Origin of the sequence: Vibrio ziniensis (genome assembly GCF_011064285.1) — a bacterium.
Taxonomy (GTDB): Bacteria; Pseudomonadota; Gammaproteobacteria; order Enterobacterales; family Vibrionaceae; genus Vibrio; species Vibrio ziniensis.
In genome coordinates this window covers 3,085,683-3,103,528 of sequence record NZ_CP049331.1, presented here as the reverse complement: position 1 = coordinate 3,103,528, position 17,846 = coordinate 3,085,683, and the positions used below count along the sequence as shown (strand labels likewise).

General features: G+C 45.2%; 16 protein-coding genes. 11 read left to right on the top strand and 5 right to left on the bottom strand.

From position 1 onward, the window contains the following. Positions 1 to 69: 69 nt before the first annotated feature. The 4 genes from G5S32_RS14385 to hemC form a co-directional block, all read right to left on the bottom strand. Positions 70 to 1,251 carry a heme biosynthesis protein HemY gene (locus G5S32_RS14385; RefSeq protein WP_165312604.1) on the bottom strand — a complete coding sequence of 394 codons (1,182 nt, stop codon included), beginning with the start codon at positions 1,249 to 1,251 and terminating at the stop codon, positions 70 to 72. Beyond that, complete coding sequence (locus tag G5S32_RS14380; protein ID WP_165312603.1) at positions 1,248 to 2,537, bottom strand: uroporphyrinogen-III C-methyltransferase; 1,290 nt, start codon at positions 2,535 to 2,537, stop codon at positions 1,248 to 1,250. Before G5S32_RS14380 ends, G5S32_RS14385 begins: the two co-directional genes overlap by 4 nt. 18 nt (positions 2,538 to 2,555) lie before the next feature. Continuing rightward, the gene (locus tag G5S32_RS14375) at positions 2,556 to 3,284 is read right to left on the bottom strand and encodes a uroporphyrinogen-III synthase (RefSeq protein WP_165312602.1); all 729 of its coding nucleotides are present in this window, start codon (positions 3,282 to 3,284) and stop codon (positions 2,556 to 2,558) included. 71 nt (positions 3,285 to 3,355) lie between these two features. Continuing rightward, positions 3,356 to 4,294, bottom strand: coding sequence for a hydroxymethylbilane synthase (gene hemC, locus G5S32_RS14370; protein ID WP_165312601.1), 939 nt, complete (start codon positions 4,292 to 4,294; stop codon positions 3,356 to 3,358). A 371-nt stretch (positions 4,295 to 4,665) separates the two neighbouring features. Here hemC and G5S32_RS14365 point away from each other — a divergent pair, with 371 nt between their 5' ends. The 4 genes from G5S32_RS14365 (at position 4,666) to G5S32_RS14350 (ending at position 9,908) form a co-directional block, all read left to right on the top strand. Further along, positions 4,666 to 7,197, top strand: a complete 2,532-nt coding sequence (locus tag G5S32_RS14365) for a class I adenylate cyclase (RefSeq protein WP_165312600.1) — start codon at positions 4,666 to 4,668, stop codon at positions 7,195 to 7,197. A 567-nt stretch (positions 7,198 to 7,764) separates the two neighbouring features. After that, positions 7,765 to 8,364 (top strand): LPP20 family lipoprotein, encoded by a 600-nt coding sequence (locus tag G5S32_RS14360; protein WP_165312599.1) that lies wholly within the window; start codon positions 7,765 to 7,767, stop codon positions 8,362 to 8,364. Between the two features lie 56 nt (positions 8,365 to 8,420). Beyond that, positions 8,421 to 9,725 carry a transglycosylase SLT domain-containing protein gene (locus G5S32_RS14355; protein WP_165312598.1) on the top strand — a complete coding sequence of 435 codons (1,305 nt, stop codon included), beginning with the start codon at positions 8,421 to 8,423 and terminating at the stop codon, positions 9,723 to 9,725. Positions 9,726 to 9,737: 12 nt separating this feature from the next. Next, complete coding sequence (locus tag G5S32_RS14350) at positions 9,738 to 9,908, top strand: hypothetical protein (RefSeq protein ID WP_165312597.1); 171 nt, start codon at positions 9,738 to 9,740, stop codon at positions 9,906 to 9,908. 199 nt (positions 9,909 to 10,107) lie between these two features. Here G5S32_RS14350 and cyaY read toward each other — a convergent pair whose 3' ends face one another. Continuing rightward, entirely contained in the window at positions 10,108 to 10,422 is a 315-nt protein-coding gene (gene cyaY / locus G5S32_RS14345) for an iron donor protein CyaY (RefSeq protein WP_165312596.1), read from the bottom strand. A gap of 75 nt (positions 10,423 to 10,497) precedes the next feature. Here cyaY and lptM point away from each other — a divergent pair, with 75 nt between their 5' ends. The 7 genes from lptM (at position 10,498) to G5S32_RS14310 (ending at position 17,819) form a co-directional block, all read left to right on the top strand. Further along, complete coding sequence (gene lptM / locus G5S32_RS21720; protein ID WP_425509201.1) at positions 10,498 to 10,614, top strand: LPS translocon maturation chaperone LptM; 117 nt, start codon at positions 10,498 to 10,500, stop codon at positions 10,612 to 10,614. Between the two features lie 74 nt (positions 10,615 to 10,688). Further along, positions 10,689 to 11,942, top strand: a complete 1,254-nt coding sequence (gene lysA / locus G5S32_RS14335; protein ID WP_165312594.1) for a diaminopimelate decarboxylase — start codon at positions 10,689 to 10,691, stop codon at positions 11,940 to 11,942. A gap of 11 nt (positions 11,943 to 11,953) precedes the next feature. Continuing rightward, the gene (dapF, locus tag G5S32_RS14330; RefSeq protein ID WP_165312593.1) at positions 11,954 to 12,784 is read left to right on the top strand and encodes a diaminopimelate epimerase; all 831 of its coding nucleotides are present in this window, start codon (positions 11,954 to 11,956) and stop codon (positions 12,782 to 12,784) included. Positions 12,785 to 12,848: 64 nt separating this feature from the next. After that, positions 12,849 to 13,559, top strand: a complete 711-nt coding sequence (locus G5S32_RS14325) for a DUF484 family protein (RefSeq protein WP_165312592.1) — start codon at positions 12,849 to 12,851, stop codon at positions 13,557 to 13,559. Then, positions 13,528 to 14,505, top strand: a complete 978-nt coding sequence (gene xerC / locus G5S32_RS14320) for a tyrosine recombinase XerC (RefSeq protein ID WP_165312591.1) — start codon at positions 13,528 to 13,530, stop codon at positions 14,503 to 14,505. The genes G5S32_RS14325 and xerC overlap by 32 nt, the downstream gene beginning before the upstream one ends. A gap of 3 nt (positions 14,506 to 14,508) precedes the next feature. Beyond that, positions 14,509 to 15,228, top strand: a complete 720-nt coding sequence (gene yigB / locus G5S32_RS14315) for a 5-amino-6-(5-phospho-D-ribitylamino)uracil phosphatase YigB (protein ID WP_165312590.1) — start codon at positions 14,509 to 14,511, stop codon at positions 15,226 to 15,228. A 98-nt stretch (positions 15,229 to 15,326) separates the two neighbouring features. Beyond that, positions 15,327 to 17,819, top strand: coding sequence for a bifunctional diguanylate cyclase/phosphodiesterase (locus G5S32_RS14310; protein WP_165312589.1), 2,493 nt, complete (start codon positions 15,327 to 15,329; stop codon positions 17,817 to 17,819). Positions 17,820 to 17,846: the final 27 nt, after the last annotated feature.

Below are 17,846 nucleotides of genomic sequence, written 5' to 3'. Positions count from 1 at the left end.
AAGCCAGCGAATAAGCTGGCTTTTTACTTTCATCAATTCGGTGAAAAAGGTAACTGACCTTATCTGAAATTAATTTGCTTCTAAGAGGCTTAGAGCTTTTCTCGTTACATCGTGCGCGGCATGAGTCAGGTTCTGGTGCTGTAGCGCATCGGCTAAGTAGGCGTAGTCAGAAACATTCGAGCGTAAAGACAAGGCTTGTTCCAAGTGCTCCTGAGCCTGTTTCCACTCTTGTTCACGTACATATAATTGCCCAATTGCGCTGTGAGCTTCTGCATTGCGGGCATCTCGGCGTAGTGCCTCTTTGAGCATCACAATAGCTGGGTAGCGGTCGCTAAGATTGAGTTCTGGGATCAGCGCATACAGTTCAGGAGTTGCCTGCTTTTTCAGGTTCTCTTTGATTAAGGTAAACGCCTCATTATCGGCTTTACGTTTAATCAACTGCTGAATCAAAGCGGTAACCAGTGCAGGTTCAGCTTTGAGCTTTCTCGCCAAACCATTCCAATGTGCTAGCAAACCTTCAGTGCCTTTCTGGCTCGCAATGGCTTCTAAAGCACCACATTGCGCGGTCAAGGTGAGTTTTTCGGCTTCTGTTTCTGTTAAGCGTTTCGCTTTGACTAGTTTAGGCAGAAGATCGAGCAGCGGCTGCCACTCTTTGTTGTGTAGATAAGTCTGCTTGAGCAAGTTTAAGATGATGGTGTTGTCTGGATGCTGACGTTGTAAGGAATCCAGCGTTTGCGTTGCTTTGTCATACTCGCCATCGCCAATCTGCTGCTTAGCTCTAGTCAGCTCCACCGCTAATGTCGCATTCTCTTGCTTCGCAGCCAGCTCTAAGTAGTGATCGCGTTTTTTTCGGTCACCCATGCCATTAGCAGCTTCAGATGCGACTAGATAGCAGAGCAGAGGCATGTCGTGGTGGCTAGCCCAACGCGTGACTTTTTTCTCAGCCTGCTTCCAATCGCCTTCGAGAAGTTTGATTATCGCTTGGTTGGTATAACGACGAGAACGACGAAGTTTACGAATACTGAACCAGTTCCAGGTATTAAAGCTCATGTAGAAGAACTTCTTCACCACAAACTCAAGCGCGAACAGGGCAGCCAGGGCACCGATAATAAATATAACCAGTGTTGTGACGCTCATTTCAATGGTAGTGTTCGCTATCGAGATTAATACATAGCCTTGTTGTCCGGAGTATTGCGTGCCGATAAACAGCCCTGCGCCAAGGACAACAAAAAGAAAGATCAAACGAATCATTCTTTATCCTCCTGAATAACGGAAGAGACCTCACGACGTAAGCGCTCGCTAATCACATCAGCCAACTGCTTCTGCGTTTCCAGCTTGACTGGGTAATCCACTTGAACCTTTTGTTCTGCCAGTTTCGCCAGCGTGGACTGGAAAGCTTTTACCGTGTTGTCATTTTGATTAAAGAAGGACGTTGACCACTCTTGCGCTGTTTTTAAGGCTGTGGTGTAGATCTCTTGCTGTTCGACATAAACCGACTTAATCGCCGTTTCCAATTTCGCCTTCACATTCTCTTTAAGATAGAAATGTTGCTGCGGTGAAAGCAGGGGAATCACGTTACCATCGCGGGTGCGGAAAGTAATGAAGTTATCTGAGAAGTCTTTCAGCGACGTCATCAAATTGTCTTTCCAGTTATTGATGTCCTCAGAGACCACTTGTTGGGTCTCTTGCGGTGCTTCTGGCAAAATCGCGTTTGCCAACGGTAGGGCATCGACTTGTTGCTGCAAGCTAGTCAAACGAAGAACGAGGCCATCACGGTCAACCAGTGGCACCGTTTTTAATTGCGTAATGTCATTTGCCATCGCTTTACGTAGCGGGGTTAAACTTGGGTCATTGAGTGACGCAATTCGCTGATCGGCACTTTCCATCAACTGGGTTGCGCTTTCGACATCACGTTCAATGAACAACTTTCGTCCGGCAAGCTTAACCAAGTAATCGGCTTCAGCCAGTAGCCAATCATTCGGTCGACGACCTTTTATATCTGCCATGGCTAGCTGCAAGCTCTTAATGCTTGCTTGTTGCTGCTCAAGTACCGTTTCTGCGCGATGAGTAATTTCAGTGGCTTTCGCTGTCGCTTGTTGTGTTGCTTCAGCAAGCTGAGTATCAACGGTGCTACGTGTCTGATTCAGCTCGGCGCGCAGTGCTGCAATTTGTGCTTCGTATTGAGTTTGTTGCTGTTGCATTTGCATCGCAAGACCGCCACCAAGCAAAACAGCAAGTACAATCGCTACCGTTGCCAGTTTTGTCCCTTTCTTGCTTTGCTTTTCCAATTTATTCAGTTGCTCAACGTTGGATGCTGAGATGTTTTTCACTGGTGTAGGTTCCGTTGGTTTCATTTCAGGAGAAGCTTCTTTAATTGGTGCGGTTTGCACTTTAGGTTGTGCTTCTTTTGAGTCCGTATTTGACGACATTGAATCTGACGAAATAGGGTCTGACGGAGTAACAGTAGGAGCAGCAGTAGAAAGTGTTTCTTGGTTTTGTTCCGGTTCTGTTTGCGGATTATCTTTTTTACTTGTCATTGCTGAGTGTCCTGTTTGTTATGGCTGGAGAGCGGCCACTAAATCTGGGTTCGCTGCACTGCGAGTAACAACGATGTGTTCAAAGCCCATTGTTTTTGCATCTTTGGCGATACGTTCGCTTGGTACTAATAGTTTCAACTGACAAGCCCATTGTGCAGTGTGGCTATCAAGTTGTGACATAAAAAAAGCCAGTTGATGACCACTGGTGATAATCAGAGTATCAACCTGTGCCTGTTGCCATTGTTGTGAAGAGAGGTTGGCATTAAACGGCAAGTCCCTTCGTTGATACACTTCTTTATAAGTCACAACAGCGCCGCGCTCATTAAGCGTTTCATGGATCAGTTCTCGCCCGCCGTTTCCGCGTAGAATAATAATCTTCTGACCCGATATGTCCTGCAATTCTGCCAGTTCAAGCAGATGCTCGCTGTCACTGACTTGAGGGTAGTTTACTGATTGTCCAGTTACTTTGCTTAAAAGGTGTGCTGTTTTTTGACCAACGGCAAGGTATCTTGTTGATGTTGACCAATTTGATTGCTGCTGTCTCAAATATTGGTCACTAAATTCAACCGCATGCTGGCTAACTGCAATGATGGTATCACATCGGTGTATGTCGGGAAGAAGATCAGACAGACCAGAACCTGCCTCAATGGTGATCAGAGGATGGTGCAGGGCGGTAATGCCCTGCTCATTGAGTTGCTGGCACAACTCTATGCCTTGCGCCTCAGGGCGCGTTACCAGTACCACCATCTTATTCCGTCGCCTTTTATTTCACTGATAACGTTAATCTAACTGCTGAGTGTTATTCTAACTACAGAGTGTTATTCGTGTTCAGCGTACAGCTTAGTCAGAATCTCTTTTGCACCTTGATCTAACAGTTGGTGAGCGAGTTCTACACCTAGCTGCTCTGCATCTTGGCGAGCGCCGCGGATTTCACCTCGAACGATGGTAGAACCGTCCGGTTCGCCGACTAACGCTCGTAGCCAAATATCATCACCTTCAAGCAGCGCATAGCTACCGATTGGTACCTGACAACCACCTTCTAAAGTCAGGTTCATTGCTCGTTCACATTTTACGCGATCCGCGGTGTCGGCATGGTTCAGCGGTGCCAACAGTGTTAGCAAACGTTCGTCATCCAGACGACACTCAATACCTACCGCGCCTTGGCCTACGGCTGGCAGTGACTGTTCTGGCTCAATGAAACTGCGAATTCTCTCTTCCAGTTCAAGGCGTTTTAAACCTGCCGCAGCAAGAATAATGGCATCATATTCACCGGCATCAAGTTTGCCTAAACGGGTACCGACATTGCCACGAAGCTCTTTGATCACGAGATCTGGACGAGCTTCTTTCAACTGACATTGACGGCGTAAGCTACAGGTACCAACAACGGCACCTTGTGGCAGTTCATCAATAGTGGTGTAAGTGTTCGAGACAAATGCATCACGCGGGTCTTCACGTTCACAGATCGTCACTAAACCAAGACCTTCAGGGAATTCAACAGGAACATCTTTCATTGAATGCACAGCCAAATCTGCGCGACCTTCTAGCATGGCGACTTCGAGCTCTTTAACAAACAGACCTTTACCACCGACTTTTGCTAGCGGTGTATCAAGGATGATATCGCCTTTCGTTACCATGGTGACCAATTCAACTTCAAGACCTGGGTGGGCGGCTTGTAGTGCATCCTTAACATAGTGAGCTTGCCATAAAGCCAGCGGACTTTGACGAGTAGCAATTCGAATAGGCGTAGTCTGTGTCATGGTAATCCTGATAAAAATATTAGTTAGAAGGCAATTGACCTAGAGGTTTATAGTCTACCACCGTAAAAAATAAAGTTTCACTACTAGTTAGTTGTCTTGATCTTATGGTGTTTTTTTACAAAAAAAATGGGCTAGAAATGTGATTGTATACACGCTTTGGTGGTGAATCTTTTGTTTGCTAACGATAGTTAATTACAGGTAGGGATCTAGGGGCTCATCACTAGCATTTATCTATACTACTTTAGTGTGACATGGTACCAAGAACACTTTACCCATGCTGATTAAAGTGTTAAATTGATCACGTTTTGATGGCGCTTTAGGGTAAAATGCAACCAAAGTGCACATTATTTGTTTCAACCAAGGACCAAACCTTGCAGGCTTATACAACGACGTTAATCCACAGACTAGATAAGTTAAACCGGCAACGCATTGAGCGTGGGCTGGCTCTTATGGATTTGCAAAGCCAGCGAGTGTTTCACCTCATCCCGGTTTTATTCCATTTTAATCATCCGACTCTTCCTGGTTATCTTAATAGCGAAGTGCCATTCGGTATTTATGGTTTTGAGCTTAATGACGTTCAGCAGCAGTTTGTCCGCGATACCGAATTTAGTCTTAGTCAGCCGCTTATCTCAAAGGAACAGCCTGAAATATTAGGCTTGTATACGATGGGAAGTACTTCGTCTATCGGTCAAAGTACTTCCAGCGATTTAGATATTTGGGTGTGCGTCAGTGCTTTTATGGGTATGGAAGCGCGTCAACATTTGGCGAATAAATGCTTGCAGATCACTGAGTGGGCGAAAGGCCAAGGGGTGGAAGCCAACTTCTTTTTGATGGATGAACAACGTTTTCGTTCGAATCAATCCGAGGAAATGACCGGTGACAACTGTGGCTCATCACAGCATATGTTGTTATTGGATGAATTCTACCGTTCAGCCGTGCGCTTAGCGGGGAAACGTCTTTTGTGGCAAATTGTGCCGCCAGAGATGGAAGAGTGCTACGACGAATATGTCACCCAGCTATGTTCCAAGTCTTATATTGATTGTTCTCAATGGATAGATTTTGGTCCGTTAAACCACATTCCGGCAGAAGAGTATTTCGGCGCGAACTTGTGGCAGCTGTACAAGAGTATCGATTCACCTTACAAATCGGTGATGAAAGCGATTCTGCTTGAGGCCTATTCGTGGGAGTACCCACATACTCAACTGCTGAGTGTTGATGGTAAACGCCGTTTCTTTGCTGATGAGCCTGATCTCTATGGTATGGATTCATACTATCTGATGTTAGAAAAGGTTACTCGTTACTTAGAACGCATTGGTGACCATACTCGCTTAGATTTGGTTCGTCGCTGTTTCTATCTTAAAACGCATGAAAAGCTATCACGTGATGCTAGCGTCGGTTCTGTAGAGTGGCGTCGTGAGGCTTTGGCTGAGTTAACCCAAAAATGGCAATGGTCACGCTCGGTAATTCAAGAGCTGGATAACCGTCGTCATTGGAAAGTTGAACAAGTGAAAGTGGTTCACCATTCTTTGCTTGATGCGTTGATGCTCAGCTACCGAAACCTGATTCAGTTCGCTCGTCGTAATGACATTACATCGGCAATTAGCCCACAAGATATTTCTATTCTAGCGCGTAAGCTATACGCGGCTTTTGAAGTTCTACCGGGTAAAGTCACTCTGCTTAATCCACAGATTTCTCCTGATCTGCACGAGCCAGACTTAACTTTTATCGAAGTGAGTAAAGGGCGCACCAATAAAGCTGGTTGGTATCTGTATAAGCAGCCAATTGTGGCACATCGAATTATCGGTCAGCCTTACTTAGAGCATAACGAATATCTAAGTAAGCTAGTGGCTTGGGCATTTTTTAACGGCATGATCACAGAGTCGACTCGTTTGCATTCTGTGGTGCGTGGTGCTTATCTGGATATCGATAAGTTCTATCAGATGGTGAGTGACTTACGTAACACCTTCTCATTACGTAAACGTCGTCCAACTATGCAAGCGCTGGCTAGCCCTTGCGAAATCAGCCAGTTAACCATGTTTATCAACTTTGAAAATGACCCTACCGCAGATTTAACTGCCAAGGCGTTGAAAGTTGATCTGAAAAATGCAGACATCTTCAGTTTCGGACCAGAGAATAAGTGTTTGGTTGGCAGTGTTGATTTAGTGTATCGAAATTCATGGCAGGAAGTGCGTACTCTGCATTTCCAAGGCGAAAGTGCCATGATGGACGCGCTCAAAACAGTACTGGGTAAAATGCACCAAGATGCTTTGCCGCCAGAATCGGTGGATGTGTTCTGTTATAGCAAGAACCTACGTGGCGTTATGCGTAACATGGTGTACCAGCTATTGGCAGAATGTATTGATCTGCGTTTGAAACCGATGGAGCAAGAGAAACGTCGCCGCTTTAAAGCGTTGCGCATTGGTGAGCAGATGTATGGTCTGTTCTTTGAACGCCGCGGCGTGTCAGTACAAAAACTGGAAAACTCGGTCGATTTCTATCGTAGCATTTCTACCAGCAAGCTGAAGGGTTCACCTTTACTGATGCTGGATCGAGATGACAACTATTCTCTACCTGATGTGGTTGAAAGCTTCGCCAGTGAAGGTCTGGTACAGTTTTTCTTTGAAGATACTGAAAAGGGCTTCAACATTTACGTGTTGGATGAGAATAACCGTGTTGAAGTGTACCACCAGTTTAATGGTGAGAAAGATGAGATGATTGCTAGCGTGAACTCTTTCTATACCTCAGTGCGCGATGATAACGAGTTGTTGGCCTCACAACTGATTAACTTCAACTTGCCTCAATACTACCAAATCGTACATCCGGAAGACGGCGACAGCTATGTGGTTCCTTACCGCAATGATTCTTCGCTCTATTCCAAGCCATCAAAAGCTGTAAACGCTTAAAATAATTTCTCTACTCGCCTATTTCTGTCGAGTAGAGAACTGCTTTTCTTCTACTCAATCCCATCAAGTTTATTTATTAAATAACTAATTTTATTATTTTTTTATTGTTTTTTCTTCGTAAAAACGATATTTCCTATTCCGTGCAAGCAAGAGTATGACCATCCATGGCTCGGAAGGTTTGCTTATCGACGCCCATTCACTGATCAGGAAATTATTCAGAATGGTAGCGTACAACGGTTTTCAGCTGTGATGCGTAACTCATTAGACTCGCAATTCGTTACAACTTTAATGGTGTACCAATCGCAGATTTGTCAGTATTAATGGCAGTAACTGGTAGTGTTCTTTATTCCTATTATTCAAAGGCTTACACTTACAAAAATAAAAGGTAACAGCGCTTTGACAACAGACACTAACAGACATCAACAGAAGCAGTAGAGCGCAGTGTCGAAATTAAGAAACGGCTAGCAGCGGTCGCCCCAGTATTAGAGCTGCGCAAATGTGAAGAAGGCAGCATGTAAGGGTTTTGCTGGTCTGGAATGTCAAATGAAACATATGGACTTTTAATTGATGAAAAAAACACTACTTTTAAGTGCAATCGCACTAACGCTTAGTGCATGTTCAAATACCCAAACGGTTGAGCAAGCTCAGCAATTTGCTCCTTGTACTTTCCCTGACACGCCAACGGTAGAAGCTCCAGCTTGGATTTGTGATGTAATGCCAAAAGACTTGGCAGCAGGTGCAATGGGGTACGCGAAGAAAAGCGCTGCGGGTATGAGCGTTATGCGTCCAATCGCTATCAATGACGCTCGTGTACAACTTGCGTCTCAGTTCCAAACTGACGTCAACAGCATGTTTAAGCAAGCGATCGAAAGTTCAGTAAACACCACGACGGATGCCGGTGCGGTAGAGAATACTCTAGAAACCGTCGAAAACATCACTAAGAACGTTGTGACTCGTAGCCTATCAAACAGCAAACTGATTGTAAGCCAGGTGAGCCCAGCAGGCGGTTTATACGTATTGGTTGGTATGGACAAACAAGCTTATCAAGAAAACGTGAACCAAATCGTTGATGAAGTGGCACAAAACTCAAGCTTGTACAAACAGTTCAAAAGCGAAAAAGCTGCGGAAAACTTGAATGAAGCTCTGAACTCATTGAAGTCTATGTAAGTGAGACATAACAGGGAGGCGCTTGCCTCCCTGTCATTTTTAGTTAGGAAATGGACATGCGACTAACAACCAAAACTTCTATTGCTCTTGCCCTTTTTTCATTTCATGCCCAACTCTTTGCAGCAAGCAATAATGCGTTTACTGAATTAGATCAGTCAGTTAGCAAGCTACAAAGGCAGGAAAGTGAAAAACAGCAAGAGTTTGTAGATTACGTAAATCAATACCTTGATGCTTATGAAAAATGGCGTGATGACTATACAAAAGACCTCGATAAACAAAGACATAACTTGATTAAAAAGTGGGGCAGTGCCGACTTATCGGATAAGAATGTCGAGGTTGAATACAGTGTGGGCAACAATATTCGTAAGGTGATTGATTACGAAAATAATAACGTGACCACCTCGGTATTAGTGGATGCTTCACTGTCCGATAAGCAAAGTAAACAAGTGATGGCTGAGCAAATTCAGTTGTCGGACATTGAACGTTCTAACCTAAGACGCTCTATTCTAACCACGCAAGAGATTAGCTATTCGGAGCAACAGCAAGAACAAGAAAAAGCGTTTGTGCTCAGTCAAACTGAGCTACAGATGAATGAGTATGATGTGCAAGCGGAGCGGTTAATTGCGGCGAAAACGGGTATCTCTAATGAGCTCATTTATCAGCGCGCCTACAACAAAAAGATGGCGTTGTTAGAAGAGGCAAAACAACGAATTCAAGCGCTTAATGATTTGTATGCCGCGCAACGCAATGGACCAAAGGCTAACTCAGGCAAGAAAGTGGTTAGCTATACGGTTAAACTACCGAGTAACAACCTAGCAAAACGTGCCCGTCAGTATCAGCCAATCGCCATTGAAGAGAGTGTTAAGTGGTCGGTAGATCCCGCTTTGGTGATGGCTATCATGCACAGTGAGTCTTCGTTCCGTCCCGATGCCAAGTCGCACATTCCAGCATTTGGCTTAATGCAGGTGGTACCGACATCGGCAGGGCATGATGTAAATAAGAAAGTGCGGAATATTGACGCGCCAATGAGAGAGAGTGAACTTTATCAGCCGGCGATTAATGTAGAAACGGGCACGGCTTATCTGCATATCTTAGACAAAAATTATTTGAGCACGATTAAGAACAAAAAGAGTCGACTTTATTGTACGATTGCCGCTTATAACACAGGTGCTGGTAACGTAGCGCGTGCATTTAATGCTAATCGTTCGACCAATATTCGTGCGGCGGCTGACGTGATAAACAAAATGACACCTAACCAAGTTTATAATCAGCTCATGAAAAATTTGCCTTACGATGAAACGAAAAGTTACCTGAAAAAGGTTTCATCAAGAATGGCTCTGTACCAACCAGACAACGTATAAGTGAGGCTGTACATGTTACGTTTAATTGCACTGTTTCTTGTGATTGCGGGTATTTATATCGGTGTGCAATATCGCGATGAAATCTTAGATTTGTTCGGTCAGAGTTCTTTTGACCAAGTTGAAGACGCCATCAAAGATGGCAAAGATGCGGTGGCAGATAAACTTCAATCGTTGAAGGGATAAATGTGTCAGCACCTGACCTCCTGAATGCTTAGGAGGTCAGGGCAAGGCTGCTAAAAGTCACGGCGGAGCTTCAGGGACGAATGAATGCGCGTTTGCGTTTGACGCCCATTCGCTGCTCTGCCGATGCTCAGTCTGATCATATTTTTATCTAGGCTGGTATAATACTGAACATATTAATAGTGAAATTGGTATAAAACGCTTATTCCCAGTCAATCTCTTCGCCAGTGTGCTTTTCACACTCTTGTTTGACCATGTTGATAAGCTCTATACCGGTTTTAGAGCAAATCCATTGTTCGTCGTGCCACTGGAAATGAAAACCACCGGATTTCGACGCCAACCAGATCTCTTTCATTGGCTCTTGGCGGTTGATAATGATTTGACTGCGGTCTTCAAACTCTAAGGTCATCACGTTGCCCGTCGTTTCATAATCAATATCGGCACCCGAATCATCAATGGCGTGTTCAATAATTTGCATCTGGCTATCGACCAGTTGATGAAATTCAGTCTCGTTCATCCTATCTGTCCTATTGCTTTTCCTGATTGTGGTGCGATTATAGGGGGCATTGAATTAATAATCACGATATGCAAAATGAAAAAGTCCATTACAACACTATTTCTGTTGTCGGCCCTTGCGTTAGCAGGGTGTGGACAAACTGGGCCTCTCTATATGCCAGACGACGCTCAAAACAGTGAGCAAAGTAAATAAAGTACGAATAGAAAATAAAGTACGAATAGCAAATAACGCTCTAATAATAACGAAAGATAATAAGGGAAAGAATTTTGGATTACTTCAATTATCAGGATGATGGCCAGCTTTGGGCGGAAAACGTCGCGTTAACGCAGTTAGCAGAGCAATTTGGCACTCCTTTATACGTGTATTCTCGCGCAACTTTAGAACGTCACTGGCATGCGTTTGATAAATCTGTAGCTGACCATCCACACCTTGTATGTTACGCCGTTAAAGCAAACTCAAACATTGGTGTGTTGAACACGTTAGCTCGTTTAGGGTCGGGCTTCGATATCGTTTCTGGTGGTGAGCTTGAACGCGTTATCGCTGCTGGTGGTGATCCTGCGAAAGTGGTGTTCTCTGGTGTCGGCAAAACCGAAGCTGAAATGAAACGCGCTTTGGAACTTAAGATTAAATGTTTCAACGTGGAATCAGAACCTGAACTGGAGCGCTTAAATAAGGTTGCAGGTGAACTGGGTGTGAAAGCGCCGATTTCACTACGCATTAACCCTGACGTCGATGCAAAAACTCACCCTTATATTTCAACGGGTCTGCGTGATAACAAATTTGGTATCGCTTTTGATCGTGCACCACAAGCGTATCGCTTAGCGCAAAAATTAGAGAACCTGACGGTTTGTGGTATCGACTGCCATATCGGTTCTCAGCTAACGGCGATTGATCCTTTTATTGATGCAACTGACCGTTTACTAGCGTTAATCGATGAATTGACGGCAGCCGGTATCAAGATCAAGCATCTTGATGTGGGCGGTGGTTTAGGTGTGATTTATCGTGATGAATTGCCACCACAGCCTTCTGATTACGCAAAAGCGCTACTGGCTCGTTTACAGAACCATCAAGATCTCGAACTGATTTTCGAACCGGGTCGTGCCATTGCTGCCAACGCTGGTGTGCTGCTAACCAAAGTTGAGTTTCTGAAACACACTGAGCACAAGAACTTTGCCATTATTGATGCCGCTATGAACGATTTGATTCGTCCTGCGCTTTACCAAGCTTGGCAAGACATCATTCCGCTCGTTCCGCGCGAAGGCGAACCAACAACCTATGATTTAGTAGGCCCAGTCTGTGAGACAGGTGACTTCCTAGGTAAAGACCGTTCTTTGGTATTAGAAGCGGGTGATCTGTTGGCAGTGCGTTCTGCGGGCGCTTATGGTTTTACTATGTCATCGAACTACAACACTCGTACCCGTGCGGCAGAAGTGATGGTCGATGGCGACAAAGTGCACCTTGTGCGTAAGCGTGAAGAATTAAGTAGCCTATGGGCTCTAGAAAATATTTTGCCGGAGTAATGTGATCTATTATGCACTTCCACTTTTCTAAAATGCATGGTTTGGGTAATGACTTCATGGTTGTGGATTGCATTACTCAGAACACCTATTTCTCTCCAGACTTGATCCGCCGTTTGGCGGATCGTCATACCGGAGTCGGCTTTGACCAACTGTTGGTGGTTGAAGCTCCTTATGACCCAGAAACGGATTTTCACTACCGCATTTTTAATGCAGACGGCAGTGAAGTAGAGCAGTGTGGCAACGGTGCGCGCTGTTTCGCTCGTTTTGTGCGTATGAAAGGTTTAACCAACAAATACAGCATTAGCGTCAGTACCAAAAAGGGCAAGATGATCCTCAACGTCGGTGATGGTGATGAGATCACGGTCAATATGGGTGTGCCTGAGTTCGAACCGAGTAAGATTCCATTTCGCGCTAAGCAAATGGAAAAGACCTACATCATGCGCGTTGAAGAACAAACACTGTTTTGTGGCGCCGTGAGCATGGGTAACCCGCATGTTGTTACTGTGGTTGACGATATTACGACAGCAGCGGTGGAAACATTAGGTCCATTGCTGGAATCTCACGAGCGTTTCCCTGAGCGAGTGAATGCCGGTTTTATGCAGATTGTCAGCCGTGAAGAAGTGAAGCTTCGTGTTTATGAGCGTGGCGCTGGCGAAACTCAAGCGTGCGGAAGCGGTGCCTGTGCTGCTGTTGCAGTGGGTATTCTGCAAGGTCTGTTGGATGACGAAGTGGTGGTGCATTTGCCTGGCGGCAGTCTAGAAATTGAGTGGAAAGGTTTAGGTCATCCTCTATATATGACGGGGCCTGCGACGCATGTCTATGATGGACAGGTTTCTTGTTAATCTCTTTTTATCACCAAACCATTACCGCGCAAGATTAAAAGGCTCATTGTTTTAAGGAACTATTTTGTCACAACTGGAAGCCGATGCTCTGACAGCAGAAGTTGTTGCGGAGTATCTAAAAGATAACCCAGACTTTTTTAAGCACCGCCCAGAGTTGGTGGATCGCTTATCTTTACCGAGCCAGCAATCTGGCTCGGTTTCTTTGGTTCACGTTCAAATGGCTCGTCATCGTCAACGGATTGAAGATTTAGAAGAAGAAATCACCTCTTTGATGTCACTCGCTGCGAGCAATGACCGAACTTTTCACGAGTTCATGGACTTGCAAGAGCAGATATTAAAATGTGAATACTTTGCTGATGTTTGTGCCATGATTGAAGAGAAGGCTCGGACATTAAACCTGACTGGCTATGTCCGTTTGTTAAACAACCAGAATGCAAACTACAGCTTGAGCAAAGAGCAGTGGAGTCGTTTTTCTACTAATCACTTTAATGGTAAAAACGCTTATCTTGGTCGCTTGAGACAGGCGGATCGGCACTTACTTTTTGGTGAGCAGCTATTTGCTCCTGAGCTTGGCTCTTACGTGATTTTGCCTTTAATCAAACGCAATATTCCTTTGGGGATCTTGGCGTTTGCCAGTGAAGACGGCGGCCACTTCCAGCCATCAATGGATACTTTGTTCTTGCGTCATCTTGCTTTGGTTGTTTCTCATCTAATCGAAATTTTGCCTTGGCAGCAGGAGTCTCATGAGCGAATCAGTACCTCATTTATCAACTAATGCTCATTTGTCAACTAACCTTCATTTGACAACGAACTTTGCTGAACCGTTACAACGCTTCTATGAGTATTTGCGCAGTGAAAAAGGCTTGAGCCTTTATACGCAGCGCAATTACAAACAACAGTTGGAAACCATGGGCTTGTACCTAATGTCTGTGGGTGTCGACGGTTGGGTCAATGTAGACGCAGGCTGGGTTCGCCAGCTTGCGAGTAAAGGCATGCGTTCTGGAATGAAAGAGAGCAGCATCGCGACTCGTCTTTCGTCACTTCGCAGCTTTTTCGATTTCCTGATTTTACGTGGTGAAATGAGCGCCAATCCGGCTAAAGGGGTGTCTGCACCACGGAAAAAGCGTCCTCTGCCTAAAAACCTCGATGTCGATGAAATGGCGCAATTGCTCGAAGTAAACGAAGACGACCCTCTGTCGATTCGTGATCGCGCCATCATGGAGTTAATGTATGGTTCTGGATTGCGGCTGGCTGAACTGGTCTCTATTGATGTCAAAGACGTTAACTTCAGCGCTGGTGAAATTCGCGTGGTGGGTAAAGGTGACAAAGAGCGTGTAGCACCATTTTCCGGTATGGCGAAAGAGTGGCTTAACAACTGGCTGAAAATTCGGAGCCAGATGGCTAACTCCGATGAAAAAGGACTGTTTGTATCTAAACTCGGCGTTCGTATCTCCCACCGCAGCGTGCAAAAACGCATGGCGGAGTGGGGACAAAAACAAGCGGTTCCTAGCCATATCAGCCCTCACAAACTGCGCCACTCCTTTGCTACTCATGTACTGGAATCGAGTAATAACCTCAGAGCGGTGCAAGAGCTATTAGGTCACGAAAATATTTCGACCACACAAATCTATACGCACTTGGATTTCCAGCATTTAGCTCAAGTCTATGACCAGGCCCACCCAAGAGCCCATAAGCGCAAGCAAAACACAGATAAGGAGTGAGTGATGCAGATTTATCGCAGCCTTTCACCCATTCATGCCATGTCATTTGATTTGGATGACACCCTCTATGATAACCGTCCGGTCATACGCCATGTGGAAGAGCAAGTCGCGCTGTGGCTGTTTGAGCATCATCCCGTGACGGCGAGCAAACCATTAGCATGGTGGAAAACACTCAAAGTGCAATTGGCTAAGGATGATCCCTGGCTACCTCATGATGTGAGCTTATGGCGCTTTGAGCAGATTCGTCACGGCTTGATGCAGTTAGGCTATGGCGAGCCAGAGGCAAGAATTGCTGCAACGGATGCGATGCAAGAAGTGCATCGTTTAAGAAATTTGGTGGACGTGCCTGACGCAACACACCGAGTTCTGCGTGAACTCGCTGCAAAAATGCCTCTGGTGGCGATTACCAATGGTAATGTTGACCCAGAAAAAATCGGTTTGGCTCAGTATTTCCAATTGATACTCAGAGCTGGACCTGACGGACACGCAAAACCCTATCCGGATATGTTCTTGCGTGCACAGCAGTTTTTAGGGTTGCCTGCCAAATCCATATTGCATGTGGGTGACCATCCGATAAAAGATGTCATGGGAGCGAAAAAGCATGGTTTCCAAGCTTGTTGGTACAATGACAGAGGTCGCAGTTTACGTGCAACAGCTAAGGCCAAAATACTCCCAGATATCGAAATCAATCAAATTGAACAGCTTTCTCTACTCATAAGATGACTAAATATGATAGTCATGCGGTATAATTATTGGTAATAATTATAAAAGGTTCTTAATGCGGTATTTTGAACCGATTTTCATTCGAGTTAGCTAGTTTCATGTTCACTTCATCGTTATTAATTACCTCTGAGCAATCTGTAAAAAGTGCCCTTGATGAGAATGCTGTCGCAAATGATGGCGTTAATCTTATTCAGCTTTTTTCAAATCAATCACCCGATGATGTGGTGAATATCGCTAATCAACTGATGGCGATGTACCCGAATGCCCATATTCTGGGCATGAGCTCATCGAATGTGATCCATCAGGGCACAATCCACCATAATGCAACCTTGCTTATTTTTACCCAGTTTCAGAATGTGTCACTGAGTTCAACGGTGGTGAATTACACGGATCAACTTTTGGTCGATTGTAGCAAGATAGCTCGACGTTTGAATTTGCAACGAGACAGTAAGGCGATTATCTGTTTTGCCGATCGCATGGAATTTACGCGCCGAGAAAGAATCACTCAATTCAGCCAGTTCTCGTCAGTGCCTATTTTTGGTGGAGCCTCTTGTACAACGGATAACGGTCGTTGGGTACTAAGAGGCAACCAGTATTATGAGAACGCCTTAGTGGCCGTTGCACTGCATGGTGAAACATTGCATATCACCAGTGACAGCTATACCGAGTGGAATCCCATTGGACGAATGTTTCGGGTAACGAAGGCGCAAGGGCGAGATTTACAATCTCTGGATGGTGAGTCTGTTCATGCGATTTATGATCGCTACTTAGGTGAATGGCAATCGGTTCCTATTGAGCTGTTACGACATTTCCCTCTGATCAAAGGTGATATCCGGCAACAGGATATCTATTTGCCACTCACGCTAACCGCTGACGGAATCTTAATGAATCGTGAACTGCAAGTGGGTGATGAAGTGCGATTTTGTTTCGACCATCCCTTGTTAACGTTAGGACAAGTGCAGATTGGCGCTGATCGATTACAGAAATTTCAACCTGATCAGATTTTTGTCTATAACTGTTTATCTCGTTTGGAATTTATGGACGAGAATACTGAGCTGCTTCCTTTGCAGAATGTCGCCAATGCTTATGGCACTTACTGTGCAGGTGAAATGACCCGTACGGGTGAACATCAGCAAGTGCTGCATCACAGCATGACCTATCTGGCATTGCGTGAAGGGGAACTACAAGTGGCTTACCAGCCGAGCACCAGAGAGCTTGACGGAGACAATGTCATTGCGCCTTTGTTCTGCCTGATCCGTAATGCGTTAGCCGATGTGGATCGCATGAATCACAATCTCGAACAGAAGATTCAGAGTCAGGCTGCGATGTTAACGGCGAGTTATAGGGTTGATAAGCGCACAGGGTTGGCGAACCGAGAAGTGCTACGTGAACGTTTATCCTCGATGAGCAACGACGATCATTTACTGACTCTCAAGCTTACTAACTTCAGCCGAATCAATGAAAAATATGGTTACCAAGTCGGTGACCAGTTGTTGCAGGACTTGAGTGATAACTTCCTAACCTACATGCATCAACGGTTGGAGGGGCGTAGCACTTTATATGCGATTGGTGTGGGTGAGTGGGCTTGCGTGTTCAGCAGTGAGTTCAACAGTAACTACATCCATCAGCAATTTTCGACGTTTGTTGAACAATTAGAAAACTTCAACTTTGAACCTTATGGTTTACCCGAAGTCGATTACTTATCTGTCTCGCTTTGTGCCGGTTTCGTCAGCCGAAGAGATTTTCCTGATTTGGGCAAAGACGAACTATTACTGCGTGCTATCGAAGCTCGCCGCGTTGCCCAAACACAGAACCGTCATTTTTATTGTGCCAGTGACATGCAAGCTCGTGAGCAGGTAAGACAAGAGCAGCTAAGCTGGCTCTCATGTGTCAGTCGCGCCGTACTGGGAAACAACGTTCAGGTATTTGCTCAGCCGATAGTGAAAGCGAAAACTCATGAGATTTCCTCTTATGAATGCTTAGTGCGGATTGAAGATGATGGTGAAATTATCCTGCCGGGACGCTTTTTGCCGATTATAGAAGGCACCCACCTTTATTCACGTCTCAGTCGTCAGATGATTTCTCGTACCTTCGAACTGATGCGCTCTCGTAGCGAATCATTTTCGATTAACTTGTCACCACAAGACTTTATGAGTGACCGCACGCTACGACATTTGGAAGAGGCGATTTTGCAACTCGCTGATCCAACCCGAGTGGGGCTAGAAGTGCTGGAAACCGAGCAAATCAAAGATTACGGTCACATGATTGAGGTGTGTAACCATTTCCGTTCTCTGGGCGCTTCTATCATTGTGGATGACTTTGGTTGTGGCTACTCGAATATCGATGAAATTGTGAAACTGGAGCCCCAAATCATTAAGCTCGACGGCAGCCTTATCCGTAATATCGATAAAGACGTGAAACAACGAAAAATTGCTCAGCAACTGGTGAGACTGTGTCAGGTGCTGGATGCCAAAACCGTTGCCGAGTTTGTTCATAATGAAGAGGTTTGCCGCATCAGCGAAGATATGGGCATCGATTATCTGCAAGGTTTCTACCTAGGTCAGCCGAGCCGCTTATATCATCCTAAATAAAAATGTGATCAGACTGAGCATCGGTAG